An 18,982-nucleotide genomic window follows, 5' to 3' on the forward strand; every position below is an offset into this window, starting at 1 on the left:
AGCATGTTTGACGCATCGCGTCCAACGGGGCGAAGCCGCGATCAAAACGGCGAGCGGCGGGAGCGGTCGCTACGCGGTCTTTTTCTGCATCGCCTCCACGGGGAAAAGCGGCACGACGCGATGGAAGAGGTAAAGGATCAGAAACGGCGCGGTGAAGATGATCGCCGCCGTGATGAGGCCTTCCTTTTCAAAGATGCCCGGAACATAGCTTGTGAAGCCGCGGCCGCTCTTGGAAAGCATCTGTCCGCCGATGATGACGTTCCAGCGCATCAGGATGACCTGAACGAGCAGCATCGACGCCGCGATGAAGACGACGGTGTTCGAGACCTTCAGCCTGAGCTTGAACAGGGCGTTCGCCGCCAGAAGGAAAAACGGAATCAGCGAGAAGACGAGGTACTGCAGGACGATGTAAGACCAGAACAGCTTGTCGCCGATGAGCTTGCCGATGATCTCCCATTCCTCCGTCTGCTTGTAGGCGACCGACATGACCTCGAGCAATTCGAGCGAGACGGCGATGATCATGAAGCCCCACAGGAACTTCCCCATCGTGCGCACGCACGGGCGGTCGAGCTTCCAGCCGTTGATGCGCGAGATCGTCATGTAGTGGAAAACGAGGATCGAGATGCCCGACACGATCGCCGAGAAGATGAAAATGATCAGCATGAGGGGCGTGGACCACCAGGGGTTCGCCTTCAGCGATCCGAACAGGAACCCGACGTAGCCGTGCAGCAGGCACGCCATGGGGATGCCGAGGCCCGCCAGAAACTTCGCCGCACGGTGATCGGCCGCCCGCGTCGCTTCGGTGGAACGCACATTGAAAAGCAGCGCCGCACGGCACAAGAGCGCGATTGGCCCGGTCCCCCTGGCGCGAGCGATCAGGTCCTCGCGTACGACAAGCCAGACCTCGATCGCAACGACGATCAGGTAAGCGGTGTAGATGTATCCGAAACCGGCCATCGCGGACTGGAAGTTCGGCGTGATCATGATGTTGAACGCGCGCTCGGGATGCCCCAGGTGGATGAGCAGCGGCAGCGGCGCGAAGATCAGAAAGACGAACGCCGACGCGAGCGAGAAACGCGCGACCGGCTTCAACGCCTCCTGTCCGAACAGGTGGTAGAGCGACGAGACGATGAACGCACCCGCCACGAGGCCCGTGATGTAGGGATACAGAACGATCATCACCGACCAGGTGACGTTCAGATCGTTCGGGAAGACGAACTCGAACATCAGACGACCTCCATGTCCAGGCCGATGTAGTAGCAGCGCGGATTCGTTCCGAGCTCCGGCTTGAGCAAGGTGTAGCGGCGTTCGCGAAGCACACGCGAGATTTCGCTATCCGGATCCTTGACGTTACCGAAGATCCGGGCGCCGACCGGGCACGATTGCACGCACGCCGGCAGCAAGCCCTTGGTGATGCGGTGGTAGCAGAGCGTGCATTTGTCGGCGGTGTGCGTTTCCTTGTTGATGAAACGCGTTGAATACGGGCAGGCTTGCACGCAATATCCGCAGCCAACGCAGTGTTCCGGATCCACGAGAACGACGCCGTCTTTCGTGCGGAACGTCGCGCCGACCGGGCAGACCTGAACGCACACGGACGTTTCGCAGTGATTGCAGAGCTTCGGAACGAAAAACGCCTTGACCCGGCCGTCTTTCGCTTCCGCGGCGGGCGTGGCGTTCGAAAGGAACGTCGCGTTGTTTTCGTCCGAGGCGATGTCGATGCGCACGGCATGGTCTCCGCGGATTTCGTACCGCTCGACCCACGTGCGGAACTGGCTTTCGGGGACGTTGTTTTCCGCGCGACACGCGCGCATGCAGGCGCCGCAGCCGATGCACTTGGTGGTATCGACGGCGTACGCCCACTCGGGAATATCGTCCGCGCCGTCGGACGCGACCAGATCGGCGAGCGCGGGCGTGCACTTGATGACGAACAGACCGCCGAGGGCGACCTGCCCGCACCGGGCGAGAAACTCGCGCCGATCGGGCGCCGTCGGTTTTTTCTCATCCGGAGCCGTCATGGCATCTCCTCCGGCGCCAGGGCATCCGTCCTCGTGCGCGTGAACTCGTGATGGAAGGCGTCGCGGTGGCAATCGGCGCAGGTCTTGTCTCCGACATCCTCGCCGCCGGACATTTCCTCACGGTGTTCCGGCCACGTGATGACCGGCTTGTTGTCGGATGTGACGAACGCGCGATCCTCGTGGCACAGCAGGCAGAATCGCGGATCGGTGTGCTTGACGATGCGGCCGGCTTGCTCCGACTCGACGTAGAACTGGTGGCACGTACCGCACCCGAGTTCCGCGTGGGGGCGTTGCTCAAAGTCCGCCTGCACCTGTTCGTGGCAGTAGCCGCAGTCAAACACCGTGGGATGCGGCGTCGGCAGCGGCGCCGTTTCCTTCACCTCGTCGCGGTGGCAGTTCGCGCACTGATAGATCATCGGGTGCTTGCGCGATTCGGAAAGGCTCGTCTCAAGGAACAGCGGCTCATGCGGGCTATGGCACGAGAAGCACGGCGTTTCGGGATCGTTGACCTCGCGCACGCGGTAATGCTCTTCCGGATCGACCTGGGGGAACGCCGCCGGGCGCGCGTAGAGGCGCTGATGGCAACCCAGGCAGGTCTCCTTCGATTTGGGGACATCGATGAACGGGCCGTCGCCCTCGAGCTCGCCGTCGCCCCAGAGCACGTGCTTGTTGGCCGGGCCGTGGCAATTTTCGCACTCGACATTTTGATGGACGTCTTTGGCGTGCTGCGCGACGATCTCGTCGTGGCACGTGTCGCAGCTTTGCTTGCCCTGAAACATCGGCTCGCGGAGGTTTTCATTGAGCGGAACCGCCGCGGCGCGATAGTGCCCGATGTCGCCGAACGTTTCGGGCACCATCAACCCCTTGAGCAAAAGCGCGACGGCGAGCGCACCGCCGATGACCGCCAAAAAACGGTAGATGTGCCGGTAATCGGCACGCGCGCCGTGGCCGGGCGGGTTCTTTTCCGCATCACTCGTCATGAGGATTTCCCTCGGCAATGGTATCGATCGGCTTGGCCGGGCCGTGCTCGTCCTTGATCAGTTCGCGCGCGCGGTCAAACATCGTGTCGTTGGCTTTCAAAAGATTCATGGCGTGCGGCAGGTTGTGCTGGCCGCGCTCGCCCTCGATGAGCTCGTTGTTGGACTCGATGCGAAGGAGGAGGTTCGCGAGTTTGGTGATGTTCGCGCCGTTCGCCTTTCGGATATCCACGTCCTTGCGCAACTGTTCGAGCTTCGGTTTCTGCCCGGCGAGGCCCTTCCGGATCGACTGCGTCCACTCGGCCGCCTTCTTGTCGTAGCCTTCCTCGTGACATTCGACGCACGTCGCGAGAATGACCTCGGATGTCGTCTCCGAGCCCTCGGCGATCTGCGTGTGGCAGTTGACGCACTCGAGCTGCGCGTTCATCTCGTCGGGCTCGCTTTTCGCGCCGACGCCCGCCGTCCCCGCGACCAGGCCCGCGATGTCCTGGTGGCAGTCGGCGCAGGTCACCTTGCCCTGCCCTTCACCGTGGTGGCAGTCGGCGCAGTTGGTGAAGTGGTTCTCGCCGTGCTTGTCCATGCCGCCGTGGCATTCCGTGCAGGCAAAGCCCATCTCGTCGATATGCGTCTTGTGCGGATAGTTCACGCTGCCGAGCGTCACCTTTCGCGTGCTCATCTCGCTGTGGCACAGGTTCGTGCACGTCATCTCGAACGGTTGCACCTTCTCGGGCTCGTAATCCTCGATCAGCAGCTCCCTGGCCTGCTCGCCCATGACGTTCGCGGCCTCGAGGAGCTTCAGCGCATACTCCATGTTGTGGTGACCGCGGCCGACGCGGACCAGGCGAATGTTGTGCGCCGCGTCGCCGATGAGCGCCGCCGCCTTCTCGTATGTCCGAATTGAAACCTTTTTCTTGGCATCCAGCAGGGCTTTTTCGGTCGCGGAGAGACGCTCGGCCGCCGCGTTCTCCTGCGTGCGCATGATGTCCTGCCAGTGATGGAGCATGTCGGCGTAACCTTCGCCGTGGCACTTGTCGCAGGCCGCGCCCATCGAGAGATAGGCGACATCCGTGGCGAGCGTCCCGTATTTGCCGGTCGACGATTTCACGTGGCAGGACGCGCAATCGACGTTCGCCCGATACATCTTGGAGGGCATCTCCGGCACGCCCACGCCGCCGACGCCGCGATACAACTCGCGCGGGCCGAAATGCTGCTGGTCCGCATGGCAGACGGTGCAATTTTCGCCGAAATGTTCGCTTGTCGGGTTGCGAACGATCTCGTGCTCGATGCGGCTATGGCATCGCCAGCACTCGACCTTGTGATCGGTCACGTGGTTCTTGTGGTAGGTCTCGGAGGTGTACTGCGTCGTAACGATTTCGCGCAGCGTTTTTTCGCGTTCGGAATGGCATTCGACGCAGCGGTCGTAGTCCACCTCGCCCTGGCCCGCGACGATATCGACGTGACAGGTGCGGCAGTCCGACCCTTCGTCGAAATAGCGGCCGTGTTCGAACATGCGGCCGTTGGTCTGAATCTGCATCGGCACTTCGGTGTGGCAGGTGCGGCAATCGGACAGGACGGGATCGCGCTTGCCGTTCTCGTCGGCCTTGAAGTGGCAGATGAAACAATCGCGCGGATCGACGGTGAGATGCTCGCCCTGGACGATCTGCCCGTGGCAGGTGACGCACCGCAGCTTCTTGCCGCGGCGCATCTCGTTCAAGTGGTTCGGATGCGAAAAGGTGACGCCCTGGAACTCCTTTTCGCCGGTGAGCTGATCGGTGGGATGGCATTCCTTGCAGCTCGCGTCAGGGATTTCCGCGTGATATTTCCCGCGCGCCTTGCCGGTGATGAAGATGACCAGGTGCGCCTGGCCGTCGGTGATCTTGCCCTTGAGGTAGTTGTAAAAGCCCGGCTCGTAGTGGCACTGGGCGCAATTGACGGTGTTGTGCGAGCTGGCACGCCAGGACTCGATGTACGGCGTCATGTTGTGGCAGGACCCGCAAAACTCGGGCTTGCTTGTGACCTCGAGCATGATGCCGCTGAACGCGAAAAACGCGGCCGCCGCGATCACGAAGACGACCGCGATGCGCCGCGGCGTCCATTTCCTCGTTTTTGGGGTAGGCGAGACCAGTTCGTCCTGATTGTTTTCCACGGCGTGCGCTCCTTCGTTTTGGGAAAGAGCAATTCGGATGCCGACGCGGTGCGTCACGTGACCCGGATCAAATCGAGGGATTTGTTCAACAAACGCGCCCCCTTTGCGCGCGCGTGCTATCGAAAACCTTACGAAATTCGCGAAGTTTGAGGCTACGTCGTTCTCGGATTGAGAACATCGAGTCTCTGTTTTCTCGATTCAAGAACGGCGCGAAAGCGCCTCGTCCGGGGAGATTGGAAATGGCTACGCCCGAAACTCCCCGGCGGCGTCTTAACGCAGTGCGTCAAAATGGCCGCGATTCCGGTAAGTTGCGTGCGTCGCGCGCCGCGTGAATCCGCGGTTCCAATAAAATGAACGGTCGTTCAGAAACGGCGGCGTATCGGCACGAGAAATGCTCTTTCCCGATGCGGGAGAAACGCTCGGATCGAAAGGGCTTTCATGTACTCCTTGAAAAAAATTTGCCCGGTCCGGTTTGCATCGCTTGCGCTCGGCATCTTTCTCATAACCGCGGCGCCGGCCGCCCTTGCGGCGACAAACGCCGATTGCCTCGCCTGCCACGACGGCACGCTTGACGGCATGTCGCCGGATGACCTCGCGGAAATGGTTGTTCCGGCGCCGGAGGGCTTTCATCCCGCGCCCAAGCGGCACGCGCGGACCGAAAAGCCGTCGCTGACGATCGACGCGAAAAAATTCGCGGCGAGCATCCACGGCGAGTTCGCGTGCACCGATTGCCACGCGGACGTGGGCGAGCTTCCCCATGCGGCGAAGCTCGACGCGGTCGGTTGCGCCGCGTGCCATGAAGACGCGAGCGCGAAGTATGAAAACAGCGTCCACGCGGTTTCGGTCGCCAACGGCAACGGCGACAGCAAGGCCGCGTTGTGCGCGGACTGCCACGGCACGCATGACATCCGGCCGATGGCGGACCCGGAAAACCGCGTTGCCAAGTCGAACGTGGCGGCGACGTGCGCCAAGTGCCACCACGAGGACGTGGAGCTGGCGGGCCGCCGAGGCGGCAACGGGCACGACGTGGTGACGATGTATCGCGAGAGCATCCACGCCAAGGCCATCATACGCGGCAATCTCAACGCGGCGACGTGCAACGACTGCCACCGCAGCCACGACCTGCGCCCGATGGTCGATCCGGATTCGTCCATCTACAAGATCAACGTTTCCACGACGTGCGGGCAGTGCCACAAGTCGGAAGCGGCGCAATACGACACGTCGGTTCACGGCGTCGCGCTTGCACGCGGCATCTTCGAATCGCCGACGTGCAACGACTGCCACGGCGAGCACACCGTGGTGCCGACGGACGATCCGCTCAGCCGCGTCGCGCCGTCCAGCGTCGCGCAAAAATCGTGCAACGCCTGCCATGATCGCGAGCGGCTGACGCAGGATTTCGGCATCGCCGGCGGACGGATTCAGTCGTATTCCGACAGCTTCCACGGCCTGGCCGCCGGGCTTGGCGACGCGACGGTCGCGAACTGCGCGTCGTGCCACGGCATCCACGACATTTATCCGAGCTCCGACGCGCGAAGCACGATCCATCCGGAAAACATCCAGCAGACCTGCGGATCGTGCCATCCGAAGTTCGATGCCTCGGGCGTGGTCGGCATGGTGCACGGCGATCCGGAAGGCAGCATCGGCGCGCGCATCAACGACATCGTCTGGTGGGTCTATCTCTGGCTCATCATCGGCGTCATCGGCTTCATGATCGTGCACAACTTCCTCGACTGGCGCCGGCGCGTGATGCACCTTTTGCGGCGCCGCCCGAAACCGGCGTTCTACACCCGCCTCAACCGCATGGAGCGCGGGATGCACTACCTGCTGATCGCCAGTTTCTTCGGCCTGGCTTTCACCGGATTCATGCTCGTCTTCAAGGTGCCGGTTCCGTTCGTCTCCGGCGAGATGGCCGAGGGCGTGCGCTCGGACGCGCATCGCGTCGCGGCGGTCGGATTCATGGCCTGGGCCCTCTGGCATGCCTGGTACCTCATCGGCACCAAACGCGGCCGCGGCTGGATGATCGACATGATCCCGAAGATGAAAGACGCGCTGGACCTGAAAAAAGCGCTGTCGTACAGCGTCGGACGGGCGAAGGACAAGCCGAGGTTCGCTCGGTTCGGGTACCCGGAAAAGATGGAGTACCTCGCGCTGCTCTGGGGGTCGCTCATCATGATCGCGACGGGCCTGTTCCTGTGGTTCAAGGATTGGGTCTCGATCTGGTTCCCGTTCTGGTCGTTTGACGTGGCCACGACGATCCACCTGATGGAAGCGATTCTCGCGACGCTCGCGATCATCATCTGGCATTTCTACTTCGTCATCTTCCGCGCGGACGTCGCCCCCATGGCGACGTGGTGGCTCGGAAACGGCGGCATGACCGAAGACGAGTTGAAGCATCATTTCCCGCTCGAATACGAGCGTGTGATTCGCGAACGCGCCGCCGCCGAGGCCGCGAAATCCAAGGCTCCGCCCAAACCGGACGTGACGCCTTCGGAGTAGCGGACGCGCGTCGATGTCGGGGGCTCGGGGCGGCCGAGTCCCCGATTTCATTTTGGGGAAGATCGAGCAATGAAGATTGACGATGGCAAGATTGGCCCGCCCGTGTCGGACCGCTTCCGGTCGCTTGCGGGCGCGGCCTGGCCGATTTAACGTCGAGGCATGCCGAAATTGATGACGCTCGCCATCATCGGCGCGGGCGGATTCGCCGGCGCCATCGCGCGCTACGGGCTCTCCGGCGCCGTGCACCGATTCACCGGATCGTGGTTTCCGTACGGGACGATGGTCGTGAACGTGCTGGGGTGCCTCGCGATCGGCGTGCTGATGACGCTGGTCGAGGATCGCCAGGCTCTTTCGCAGGCGCAACGCGAGTTTCTCGTGATCGGCCTTCTGGGCTCGTTCACCACCTTTTCGACGTTCGGCTGGGAATCGATCGCGCTCGTGCGCGCGGGAAGCCTGGCCTCGGCCGCGGCGAATGTTGCATTGAGCGTCGCGCTCGGGCTTGTCGCCGTGGCTTCCGGGCGGTGGCTGGCGTTGGCGGCGATACGGTGAGGTCGTACACCGAAGGTACAGCGAAGCCACGGATGTCGCAGGGAATCGTTTGACCGGAAATGAAACACCGTGCGCTCCGTGTCTCCGCCGTGTTCTCCGTGTACCGCCGGATGGCGATGCGTTCGCTTACGGGCACGGGCACGGGCATGGGCGAGGGCACGGGCAAGGGAAAGGATGACGCCATGAAAGTCGAAGGCGACGGCAAGCTTCTGCGAATCTTCGTCGGCGAGGGCGATCGCCGGGACGGCAAGCCCGTTTACGAGCTCCTTGTCGCGGCGGCGCTGGAACACGGACTCGCGGGCGCCACCGTCTTGCGGGGCCTTGCGGGCTACGGCGCGCACAGCCGCATCCACACCACGCGCGTGCTGCGGCTTTCGGAGGATCTCCCGGTCATCGTCGAGATTGTCGATCGGCCCGACCGCATTCAGGCGTTCCTGTCCGTCGTGGACGACCTGGTGACCGAAGGCATGATCATGGTGGAAAACGTGCACATCATCGCGTACAGGCGCCAAACGGGCGAATGACGCCCTTGCAATTCGCGTCAAGCGAGCGCCCGCGCGGGCGGCGCGATTTGTCCAGCGCCGCGCGCAATCAAACTTCGTTTTCGGACAGACGCCGCCAGGCGGTCCCGAGGACCGACGCGGCGCGTTCGATGTCGCCGGCCGTGGTGCCGCGCCCAAGCGAAAGACGCACCGTGCCGAGCGCCTCATCGGCGGCGACGCCCATCGCGGTGATGACGGCGGATGCGGTTTCGCCGCCCTCGTGGCAGGCGGATCCGGTTGACGCCGCGATCTCGGGTGCTCTCGCCAGAACCTGGCTTGCCCGCACGCCGGGAAACCGAACGCTGAGCGTGTTCGGAAGCCGCGCGTCGGAAGGACCATTCAGGACAATACCAGGCACGCCTTCACACAATTGCGTCCACAACCGATCGCGCAAAACGCGCACGCGCGCCGCCTCGTCGAGCATCGTCTCGCGCGCGATTTCGCACGCGGCGCCGAGGCCCGCGATTGACGCGACGTTTTCGGTTCCCGGACGCAGGCCGCGCTCGTGCGACGCGCCAAGCAGCAGCGCCTCGATCGGCGTGCCGCGCCGGATGTAGAGCGCTCCGATCCCTTTGGGCGCGTAGAGCTTGTGGCCCGCGATCGACAGGAGATCGATGCCAAGCTCATCGACCTGAACGGGAATCTTGCCCGCGGACTGCGCCGCATCGGAATGGACGAGCGCGCCGTGTGCCTTCGCGATCGCGCTGATCTCGCGAAGCGGCTGGATCGCACCCGTTTCGTTGTTCGCGTGCATGATCGAGACAAGCGCGGCGCCGCTCCGCAGCGCGGCCTCGATCGCATCGAGCCGGACGCAACCGTCGCCGTCCACGCCCGCGCGGATAAGCGTCCACCCCTGGCGTTCGAGAAAACGGCAAGGCCGTTCCGTCGCCGGATGTTCGATCGTTGACGTGACGACAACGCGCCTTGCCGGCGTCGCCGCCGCGGCGCCGCGTATGGCAAGGTTGTTCGCCTCCGTCCCGCCGGAGGTGAACACGATTTCGTCCGGCGCCGCGCCGACAAGCGCCGCGACCTGCTCGCGCGCCCGCTCGACAGCCGCTTTCGCCCGTTGGCCGTAAACGTGGCCGCTCGACGGATTGCCGAAGTGCTCGCGAAGATGCGGGAGCATCGCCTCGACGACCGCCGGCAATACCGGCGTCGTGGCGTTGTGATCCAGGTAGATGGGGGATTCCGAACTCATATTGGATCTCCGTCAAAACCAGCGCCGCAGCCATTCCTTTTCGAACGCCACCTTGCCCCAGTGCCACCGCCGTCCGGGCGCGCGCATCTTTATGACCGGCACGGGTTCGGCGTAGAAGTTGCCCTTGCCAAAACCCGCACGGCCGTTTCCGACCTCGATAAAACATTCGCCGTGCCCTTCAAACGCGGCGGGCTTTCCGGCACCCGTGATGATCCGCGCAATGTTGCGGGCCACGACCGACGCCTGCGCGTGCGCGAAAACGCCGGCCTTGGGCAGCGGTTTGCCGAGCATCAGCGGGATGCCGGTCACGTCGCCGATCGCGTAAACGCGGGGGAATCGCGTTTCCATCGTGTGGCGGTCCACCGGAATCCATCCGTTTTCCGCCACGAGCCCCGCGTCGCGGACGACCTTCGGCGCGCGGATCGGCGGAACATGGACAAGCAGATCGAATTCCGCCGTCGCGCCGTTTGAGAACGATATTCGCCGCGCGGCGGCGTCCACGCTCGTGACCTGATGCTCGGGGTGATAGAAGACGCCTTTCGACTCGACCATCCCGCGGACCAGGGCGGACACCTCCGGACCCGCGACGCCCATCGGGCCGGGCTCCGCGGTGTAAAGGTCAATCGATACGTTGTCGCGCACGCCGCGCCGCCGGCAGTCGTGTTCGAGGAGCATGGCGGCCTCATAGGGCGCGGCCGGGCATTTGTACGCGGGCGCCGCGGTCATCACGACAAGCCGCCCTGCGCGAAAATCCCGGAGCGCGTTGCGAAGGCTCTCGGCGCCGGCCAGCGTGCAGAAATTGTGACCGGCGTCGGCAAGGCCAGGAATCAATTCGGGCGCGAAGTCGGCGCCGAGAGCGATAACGATGTGGTCCGCGTCTAACGTGCTTTCGCCGACCCAGACGCGACGGTTCGCGGGTTCAATGGACGCGATATCGCCGCGCACGACCTCGACGCCCCGCGTTTTCAGGCGATCGATCGGGCGCGAAATCTGCTCGGCGCGCCGATCGCCCGTCATCAGCCAGAGAAGCGACGGAGCGAAGACGTGGCGCTCCTCGCGCTCGACCAAAACGACGCGGTGGCCGGCGGGCAGCTTTTTGCGAAGTTCCACCGCGGTGACGACGCCGCCCACGCCGCCTCCGAGCACAAGGATGGTCTGGTTCATGGCTTCTCCTCCCATGTCTCCACCAAAGCGATCGTTCAAAACACCAGCACGCGATTGGCCGACTGCGTCCAATCGGTCAGCTCATCGAGCGTGCTTCGCCTTGCGCCGTCCGCGAGCTCGCCTTCGGTCAGGCCACGCGCGTCCATGCACGTCCCGCAGACGCCGATCTGGCCGCCGTGCCGCGTGACCGCCTTCAGCATCAGTTCGACGTTATAGAAGCCCGCCGGCACCTTCTGCCCGGATTTGGCGCAACTGGCCGCGTCGCCCATGAGAAAGACGCGGACCAACTCGCCGTCGCGCCGCGCAAGCGAACCCGCGAGTCTCAGGCCGTTGTAGCTGCGTTCGGTTCCGTACGGGGGATCGTTCAGGATGATCAGTGTCGCCGTCATTCGTTCACCTCCCGGCTTACGGGGAATCCAAGGGATTGCCAGTCAAGAACGCCGTCTTCCATGCGCAACGCGCGATATCCGCTCGCCCGCAACAGCGCGACGGCCTCGACGGAAAGGACGCAATAGGGGCCGCGGCAATACGCGACGATCTCGCGGTCGCGCGGCAATTCGGCAAGGCGCCGCGTAAGTTCCCCGACGGGAATCGATAGCGCGCCCGGGATGTGGCCGGCCCGGTATTCTTCCGCGGGGCGAACGTCGAGTACGGAAACCTCGCCGCGCCGCACGCGCTCGATCAGCGCGCGGCGATCGACGGGTTCCATCACCCCGCGATCTTCCAGGAATTGCCGGGTGACATCGCGGATTTCGAGGAGCCTCGCGTCCGCGAGTTCGCGAAAAGCGCGGAAAAATTCGCCCACCTCGTCGCCGGCGAGCCGGTAGGTGACGTGTACGCCCTGCTTTTCGGTCTCGACGAGCCGCGCCCGCCGCAACACCTGAAGGTGGTGGGAGGTATTGGCTACCGATTGACCGGCGTGCCGGGAGAGGTCTTCCACCGAACGCGGCCCCTGGCAAAGCAGATCGAGCAATTCCAGGCGTGGACCGCTCGCGATCGCCTTTCCGAGGCGCGCGAGCTGGTCGAAAACCGTATTCTTGAATTCGCGGGCCGTCGGCATGTCATTCCTCGTATAATCAAACGAACATTTGATTATTTAGCGGAGCGACGTTGCCTTGTCAAGCGGCCTGGACCGCTAACGTGGTGAGAAGGAGGCCGCAAGAGCGGTTGCGATCGCCATGTGGGAGACGGTCAAAAAAAACAGCCCGCGCGATCAGGCGCGGGCCGTCTATTTTTTTCCGGGCGTTTCGGTCAGCTATTGTGGCACTTCGTGCAGTCGGCCGGTTTCGGGAAGACGGGGCCCTTTCCCTGTTCCTTGTGGCATTTCACGCAACCATCATGGAAGGCCTTTTTCGCCGGCATGGCTTTTTTGCCCTGCCAGGCGTTTTCCTTGCCGTCTTTCGTGTGGCACTCGGAGCACTTCGTGCCCGTGCCCTTGGCGTCGGCATGGTGGCAGGCCTGGCAATCCTTCTTCGCGTACTCCAGGTGCTTCGGGTGATCGAACGTCACCGGCGGCTTGGTCGCCTGGCCGTCGATCGTAATCTTCACCGGCTTGTCCGGCGGTGTGTCGGAAGCCGCGATCACGATGCTGACGAGCGCCAGCGCCGCGACGGACACAATGAAGAGCGTCACAAACTTTTTCACTGAACACCTTCCTTCCGGGCGGGTTGAGGTTCCATGTTTCGCGGCTCGCGGCGGCCGCCCTGGCGCCGCGTTCCGTCAAAGTCCCGGGTAGGCGTGACAATCATTGCAGGCGACGCCGGTATCACCGCCTCGCAGTTGTTCGCCGTGACAACGCGTGGCGCAGGAGTCGTCGCCGTTTGCGAGAACCCGGTCGCCATGCCCGTCGTTCGTCCAGTTTGTATCGTGAGGATACAAATCGTGGCATGTGAAGCAAGAGACGTTTGTGTTTTCGCCCGCGAAGTCCTGCCCGTGGCAAGCCGCGCAGGAGGCCGGCCCGCCCGCCTCGATGACATCCGCGCCGTGCTCGGTCGGATTCGCATAGCCGCCCGGATGCGGGTAGGTCGTGTGGCACTGTTGGCACGACACGTCGCTGCCGCCGCCGTTCAGATCCTCGCCGTGACAGTTCGTCGCGCAGCCGCCCTTTCCTTCGTCGAGGACGTGACGGCCGTGTTCGTCCTTTTCCGACCAGTCATCCGCGTGCGGGTAGAGCGCGTGGCACTGCGTGCACGAAACGTCCGCCATCCCGCCGCCAAGCTGTTCGCCGTGGCAGGCCGTGGCGCAGTTTTCGTCGCGGCCGTTGTTCGCGTCGTACACGCCGTGCGCGTCGGGCGCGGCCCAGCCGGTTTCGTGCGGATAGAGATCGTGGCACGTATAACACGAGACGCCCGAGTCGCCACCTTCGTAGTCCTCGCCGTGGCAGGCCGTGGCGCACGTTTCGCCCCCGGTCGGAAGCGCGGTGAGGCCGTGGTTTTCGATCTCCTCCCACGCGTCGGCGTGCGGGTAGGTCTTGTGGCAGACAAAACACGACACCTGCGACCAACCGCCTTCCCAGTCGTGCCCATGACACTCGGCGCAGTCCTCGGTCCCGGTCTCGATCGCGGCCAGGCCGTGGACCTTCGGGTTGCTCCAGCCGGCGGGGTGCGGATAGGCGTCGCCCGAGATCGCGTGATCGTCGGCCATGTCCGTGGGCGCGTCGGCGTTCGGCGACGCGCAACCCCATTCGGCCGCGAACGCGACCGCCGCGAACAGGAGGAACAGGAGGCTTGCCCGGCGGGGCCGGCGTTTCGTGCGTTTTTGCGTGTTGCGTTTCATCGCAAGCCCCCTATCGCCCGTGACATTCGGCGCACATGCGATCCGAGCGATCCATGCGCCCCGGATCCCAGTTTTTGGGGTGCGGATTGAGGCCGAGCGACTCGCGATGGCAGGTGCGGCAGTCGCCCGGGCCGCCGCGATCGTGGCAGCTTGCGCAGTTCACGATTTCGGTACGCGCCTTTTTCCCGTGGAAGTTCGGCGAGCCCTCGCTCATCCACCCGGCGGGGTGCTTGTAGTGTGTTTTGTCGCCGCGAGCGCCGACGCCGCTTTGCGCGTGGCAGCTATTGCACTCGCTGATGCCGTGGCACTTCATGCAGTCGCTTGCGTCGACCTTGGCCTCGAAGCGATGCGTCGTCTGCCAGTCGCCCCGGTGGATGAGGCCCGCGCGGACCTTCTCCGGGTATTTCAGCGACGGTTTCAAATCTTCCTTCTTGCTGTGACAGTCCAGGCAATACGACTCGGTGTGGCATTGCGCGCACGATACGGCGGACTTGCGCGCGTATTCGGGATGCCGCGAGAGGAAGTCGTTCGCGTGCTCGAAGGACGCGAGTTTTTTCAGGCCCATCGGCTCCATGCCGATGTGGCACTTACGGCACAGCATTTTGTCGAGGTCTTCGGCGTGGCAGTCCTTGCAGGAGGCGTGATTCGGCATCTTGATCGCCGTCGGCGTTTCGCCCGCGTGGCAGGCCGAGCATTCGAGATCGACCTCCATATGTGCCGCGTGCGAAAAGAGGATGTCGCGCCGTTCGCTTTTTCGTTCGACGAATCCCACGCTTTTGGCGTCGTCGTGGCATTCGGCGCAGACGGCCGTGCTGACGGGCTTTGTCATTACGCCGCTGTCCGCGGCGATGCCGGTGTGGCAGTTCGCGCATTCCATGCCGAAGTCGGGGACGAGATGGATCCCGTGCACCTTTTCGGGCGCGACGCCCTTGTCAGCGGATTCACCAGTTTTCGCGGTCAGCGCGAGTTGCAGGATCAGGATCACCACGAACGCGATGAACAGGAAGCGGCGGTCTCTTCGGGCGCGCGACCGGGCGCGCTCTTTGGTGAGAGCGTTCATATCGGCCGCTCCATGTTGAAGCCAAGGCGAAGCAGGCCCTGGTACTCGGCGTCGTAATACGGGCCGGACCGGAAGATGCTCGTGGCCTGGACGTCCCAATGGGACCAGAAGCGCCAGCCAAGCGACAGATCGCCGTCAAACGCCGTGTCGACTTCGTAGATCGACCGGTCCAGGAACGCGGCCGTGGCGTTGGCCGCGACGTGCCAGTCGGTCAGGAACTTTTGGTATACGTAGGCGCGGGCCTCGTCGTATCCGTTGTCGTCGCGATCCAGCCGGGCGCCGCGCAGGCCGAAAACGTTGTCACGGGTCTCGCCCCAGAGAATCTCGACCCCCCCGCCGGCGCGAGTCGCATCATCGGCTTCGTCGTACACATATTGGCCGACGGACCCGATGACGCGCACGCGCCGTGCGAGCAGGTAGGATAGTTCTCCGTCGATTTCGTTGATGGTTTCGGCGGAGAAGACGGTGAAGTAGCTCGTCCGGCCCAGAAACGCGGTCGGGACGATGTATCGATAAAACCCCGAGAGCCGAAGATCGGTCAGGGGGTAGACGTTCAGGTTGCCCGTGGCGTCGTAAAGCTCTTCGAAGATGAGGTCATACGACGCGTGTCCGATCAGGTCGACGTGCGGATCCGGCGCGATGTAGAGGTCCGCGCCGAGGGCGTCCCGGTCCGCCTCGCCTTCCTCGTAGAACGCATGGTAGGACGCACCGATCTCAAGGTAGTTCCGCCACGCATACGAGGCGCGTCCGCCGTAGCCGTAATCTTCGTCGCGCAGGCCGATCTTCGAGAAAACGGGGATACCGCCGAAGGCGCGGAGCGCGAATCCGCCGAATGGGCGGCAAACGAGGTCGATGCCGTCGATGTTCTCCGCCGTGACGCCGGCGACCACGAAGTGCCGGCCCGCGTACACGGTCAGCAGATCTTCGAAGGCGTCCCAGCGAACGTAAAAATAGGTCAGATCGGCGTCGCCGGGACCTTCTTGATCCGGATTTTCGGGCTCGGCCAAGTCTCCGCGCGCCCAGCCGCCGAAATGCATCGTCAGGCCGGTTGACCCGATACTCTGGGCGTGAATGTCCGCGAATTCGTATAGGGCGATGTGGCGGTCGCCGTCGCCGTCGTAATACGACTGGAAGGCGTAGGGGATTGTCCGGGAGGAGCCGTAATACTCGACCGCATCCGCCGGCGCGGGACACAGGGCACCCAGGGCGACAAGGACGGCGAACGAGACCAGAGCCTGCCGTATCCGCCGTTTTTTCGCCTGGAATCGCTGCATCGCACACTCCTCGTACTCGTCCCGTTCAAGGGAATGAGCAAGCGCGATGCCACCGCTAAGAATCGCAAAATTCAACGATTTCGGAGCTTTTTGGGCCACCGCCCGGGCCGGGACCGCCCCGTCCGGTGTCGGTTCGCTGCTTTTCCGTTCTCAAACTCGTACCGGCGCGCCTGGTCATACCCGCTTCCTGACGGTCGCGGTTCTAATCAAATTCCCGCGGCAAGGCCGCCGGTCGAGTCGACCATTTTCGCGATTCCCCGGGCTACGGAGCCCCCTGGGCGCGGCGCGGCCCTTCGTCCAGATTCGGAGCGGCAAAAAAACGGCCAACCTCTAACAATTCCTCCAGATGCCGGCGCCAGACCCGGCGGACTGGAGTATGGAAGTAAGCAAGGCGCGGGCGGGCGACGCACCGGCCTTCCGACAAATCGCGACATAAAGAAGGGGGAATATCATGGCGATTCGAGGTAGCAGCCGCCCGGAACGCGTCCTTTTCATCGGGCTTGCCGTCGCGGCCGCGGTGTTCGGAACGGCCGCCGGCGCCCTGGGCGCGACTTTCAATGTGGACTCGGTGCTCGACGCGGTGGACGCCAATCCCGGCGACGGCGTGTGCGCGACGGCGGTCAACGTATGCAGCCTGCGCGCGGCGATCATGGAGGCGAACGCGCTCGACCACAGTTCCAACACGATCAACGTGCCGGCGGGCACCTACAACCTTTCGATCGCGCCCAGCGGCGAGACGGATGCGAACGGCGACCTCGACATCCTCGTCCCGCTCGACCTCAAAGGCGCCGGCGCGAGCCTGACGGTGATCGATCCGCAGGGTGCAAGCCGCGCAATCCAGATCAAGGACCCGGCCGACGAGGACTTCATTGTCAACATCCTCGACGTGACGATCCAGAACGGGGATCAGAGCCACGGCGGGGGTCTGGCGAACGACGGCGGCTTCGTACAGATGTACCGCGTGATCGTGCGCGACAGCTTCGCGTTCAGCCAGGGCGGCGGCATCATCAACACGAACGACGCGCGGCTCGAGATGCACGACTGCGAGGTACGCGACAACACCACGGCGGCGCGCGGCGGCGGCATCGACAACGTGGGCAGCAGCGTGCTGAAGCTCTACCGCACGACGATCGCGGGCAATACCGCGAACCAGGGCGGCGGCATCCGCAGCATCGACGGCGTGTTACGGCTCGAGGACAGCACCGTCAGCGGCAACTTCGCCGAGTTCTCCGGCGGCGGCATCCTGCAAAGCGGTGTGACGCACCTCGCGAGTTCGACGATCGCCAACAATACGGCCGACCAGGACCTGGGCGGCGGCGTCCGTAATCTGGACGGGACGGTGCAAGCCTGGAATACCATCGTCGCGACCAACGCGACCAACACTTTCGGCCCCGGCGGGCATGACTGCGTCGGCGATTTCACGGCCGATTTCGCGACGATTCTCGGAAGCGGCGACGGCTGCAACGTCCTTGGCGGCATCTTCGCGATGATCGGCGACGACAACGACCCGATCGACCCGATGATCGGTTCGCTCGGCTCAAACGGCGGCCCGACGCGCACGCACAATCTGCTGGCGGGCAGCCCGGCCATCGACGCGGGTACGACCGCCGTGCCGCCGGACATTTTTGCTTGCAACGCAACCGACCAGCGCGGCGTTCCCCGTCCGCTGGACGGCGATGTGAACGGCATCCCGCGCTGCGACATCGGCTCATTCGAATACCCGCCGCCGGACGACGGCGACGGTGTGAACGGGTTTCTGGAGGATCAGGCGCCCAACGACGGCGACGGCAACGGCGACGGCATTCCCGACAAGTGGCAGCCGCACGTGGCTTCGATTCCCAACGACGTGACCGGCGAAACCGTAACCATCGAGGCGCCCGAAGGCGCCCTTCTCGAAGATGTCGATACGATGCCGAATCCCTCCCCCGGCGACATGCCGCCGGGCGCCGAATTTCCGGTGGGATTTTTCACCTTCACCATCGTCGGCGTCTCGCCCGCCCTGGTGAACGTATGGATGCCGGCGGGCGTCATGGTGGACGCTTGGTTCAAATACGGTCCGACGCCGTTTGATCCGTTCGATCACTGGTACGATTTCAACTTCGACGGCGCGACCGGCGTCTTCCTGACGTTTCCCGATCACCTGACGCTGCGTTTCGTGGACGGCTTCCGGGGCGATCACGACCTGGCGGTCAATGGCGAGATCTTCGAGCCGGGCGGGCCGTCGTTCGTGCTGCCGTTGCCGGTGGATATCAAGCCCGGCAACGCGCAAAACAAAATCAATCCCACAAGCAACGGCACGATCGACGTCGCGCTGCTTTCGACCGAATCTTACGACGCGCCTGCGCGCACCGACGCCGAATCGCTGACGTTCGGACATATGGGCGACGAGGATTCGCTTGTCCACGAAGGCAACGGCGACGCGAAATGCAAAGTGAAGGACGCGAACGGCGATGGCCTCGCCGACCTGGTCTGCAAATTTTCCGTCGAGGATGCCGCGTTCGTCGCGGGAGATACCGAGGGCGTCCTGAAGGGAGAGACGACAAACGGATTCGCGTTCCAGGGATCGGACACCGTGCAGACGGTCCCGTGACCCCCACCGTCAAGCGACGCCGGATCGAGCAACGGGGACGGGGCCGGCGCCCCTCCCCGTTTTCAAGTTATTTTTCGTTAATGGCGTGACGAGACGATCGCCAAAAACCATGCGATACCGCGTATTTGGGCATTGTAATTTATCTCACGACGGAAATTTTCGAATTCATTTTCCACGCTCATGCGTGTATAGGATT

At 63.7% G+C, this 18,982-nt stretch carries 16 protein-coding genes; 4 read left to right on the forward strand and 12 right to left on the reverse strand.

Going from position 1 to position 18,982, the window contains the following annotated elements; all coding sequences use genetic code 11:
• Positions 1-69: 69 nt before the first annotated feature.
• The 4 genes from nrfD to K8I61_07510 are packed head-to-tail and all read right to left on the reverse strand — an operon-like array spanning position 70 to position 5,138.
• Positions 70-1,227, reverse strand: coding sequence for a polysulfide reductase NrfD (gene nrfD, locus K8I61_07495; protein MBZ0271866.1), 1,158 nt, complete (start codon positions 1,225-1,227; stop codon positions 70-72).
• Positions 1,227-2,015: a 4Fe-4S dicluster domain-containing protein gene (locus tag K8I61_07500; GenBank protein ID MBZ0271867.1), complete on the reverse strand. Its 789-nt coding sequence runs from the start codon at positions 2,013-2,015 to the stop codon at positions 1,227-1,229. The genes nrfD and K8I61_07500 overlap by 1 nt, the downstream gene beginning before the upstream one ends.
• Entirely contained in the window at positions 2,012-2,995 is a 984-nt protein-coding gene (locus K8I61_07505) for a cytochrome c3 family protein (GenBank protein ID MBZ0271868.1), read from the reverse strand. The genes K8I61_07500 and K8I61_07505 overlap by 4 nt, the downstream gene beginning before the upstream one ends.
• Complete coding sequence (locus tag K8I61_07510; protein ID MBZ0271869.1) at positions 2,985-5,138, reverse strand: NapC/NirT family cytochrome c; 2,154 nt, start codon at positions 5,136-5,138, stop codon at positions 2,985-2,987. Before K8I61_07510 ends, K8I61_07505 begins: the two co-directional genes overlap by 11 nt.
• Positions 5,139-5,576: 438 nt before the next feature.
• Here K8I61_07510 and K8I61_07515 point away from each other — a divergent pair, with 438 nt between their 5' ends.
• The 3 genes from K8I61_07515 (at position 5,577) to K8I61_07525 (ending at position 8,707) form a co-directional block, all read left to right on the forward strand.
• Positions 5,577-7,634, forward strand: a complete 2,058-nt coding sequence (locus tag K8I61_07515) for a cytochrome c3 family protein (GenBank protein ID MBZ0271870.1) — start codon at positions 5,577-5,579, stop codon at positions 7,632-7,634.
• Between the two features lie 159 nt (positions 7,635-7,793).
• Positions 7,794-8,183 carry a fluoride efflux transporter CrcB gene (gene crcB, locus K8I61_07520; protein ID MBZ0271871.1) on the forward strand — a complete coding sequence of 130 codons (390 nt, stop codon included), beginning with the start codon at positions 7,794-7,796 and terminating at the stop codon, positions 8,181-8,183.
• A gap of 182 nt (positions 8,184-8,365) precedes the next feature.
• A complete protein-coding gene (locus K8I61_07525) occupies positions 8,366-8,707 on the forward strand; it encodes a DUF190 domain-containing protein (GenBank protein ID MBZ0271872.1) in 342 nt (113 codons plus the stop codon).
• Between the two features lie 67 nt (positions 8,708-8,774).
• Here the strand turns inward: K8I61_07525 and K8I61_07530 are convergent, their stop codons facing one another.
• The 8 genes from K8I61_07530 to K8I61_07565 all read right to left on the reverse strand — a co-directional run bounded on the left by K8I61_07530 (position 8,775) and on the right by K8I61_07565 (position 16,196).
• Entirely contained in the window at positions 8,775-9,923 is a 1,149-nt protein-coding gene (locus K8I61_07530; protein ID MBZ0271873.1) for a cysteine desulfurase, read from the reverse strand.
• 12 nt (positions 9,924-9,935) lie between these two features.
• A complete protein-coding gene (locus tag K8I61_07535) occupies positions 9,936-11,087 on the reverse strand; it encodes an NAD(P)/FAD-dependent oxidoreductase (protein ID MBZ0271874.1) in 1,152 nt (383 codons plus the stop codon).
• A 35-nt stretch (positions 11,088-11,122) separates the two neighbouring features.
• Entirely contained in the window at positions 11,123-11,476 is a 354-nt protein-coding gene (locus K8I61_07540; GenBank protein MBZ0271875.1) for a DsrE family protein, read from the reverse strand.
• A complete protein-coding gene (locus tag K8I61_07545) occupies positions 11,473-12,147 on the reverse strand; it encodes a metalloregulator ArsR/SmtB family transcription factor (protein MBZ0271876.1) in 675 nt (224 codons plus the stop codon). The genes K8I61_07540 and K8I61_07545 overlap by 4 nt, the downstream gene beginning before the upstream one ends.
• 191 nt (positions 12,148-12,338) lie before the next feature.
• Positions 12,339-12,731: a cytochrome c family protein gene (locus tag K8I61_07550; GenBank protein ID MBZ0271877.1), complete on the reverse strand. Its 393-nt coding sequence runs from the start codon at positions 12,729-12,731 to the stop codon at positions 12,339-12,341.
• A 75-nt stretch (positions 12,732-12,806) separates the two neighbouring features.
• A complete protein-coding gene (locus K8I61_07555; GenBank protein MBZ0271878.1) occupies positions 12,807-13,862 on the reverse strand; it encodes a hypothetical protein in 1,056 nt (351 codons plus the stop codon).
• 10 nt (positions 13,863-13,872) lie between these two features.
• On the reverse strand, positions 13,873-14,922 hold the full coding sequence (locus K8I61_07560) for a cytochrome c3 family protein (GenBank protein ID MBZ0271879.1): 1,050 nt from the start codon (positions 14,920-14,922) through the stop codon (positions 13,873-13,875).
• Complete coding sequence (locus tag K8I61_07565; protein MBZ0271880.1) at positions 14,919-16,196, reverse strand: hypothetical protein; 1,278 nt, start codon at positions 16,194-16,196, stop codon at positions 14,919-14,921. The genes K8I61_07560 and K8I61_07565 overlap by 4 nt, the downstream gene beginning before the upstream one ends.
• A gap of 451 nt (positions 16,197-16,647) precedes the next feature.
• Here K8I61_07565 and K8I61_07570 point away from each other — a divergent pair, with 451 nt between their 5' ends.
• The gene (locus K8I61_07570; protein MBZ0271881.1) at positions 16,648-18,786 is read left to right on the forward strand and encodes a hypothetical protein; all 2,139 of its coding nucleotides are present in this window, start codon (positions 16,648-16,650) and stop codon (positions 18,784-18,786) included.
• Positions 18,787-18,982: the final 196 nt, after the last annotated feature.

Source organism: bacterium (genome assembly GCA_019912885.1).
In the GTDB taxonomy this organism is placed as follows: Bacteria; Lernaellota; Lernaellaia; order JACKCT01; family JACKCT01; genus JAIOHV01.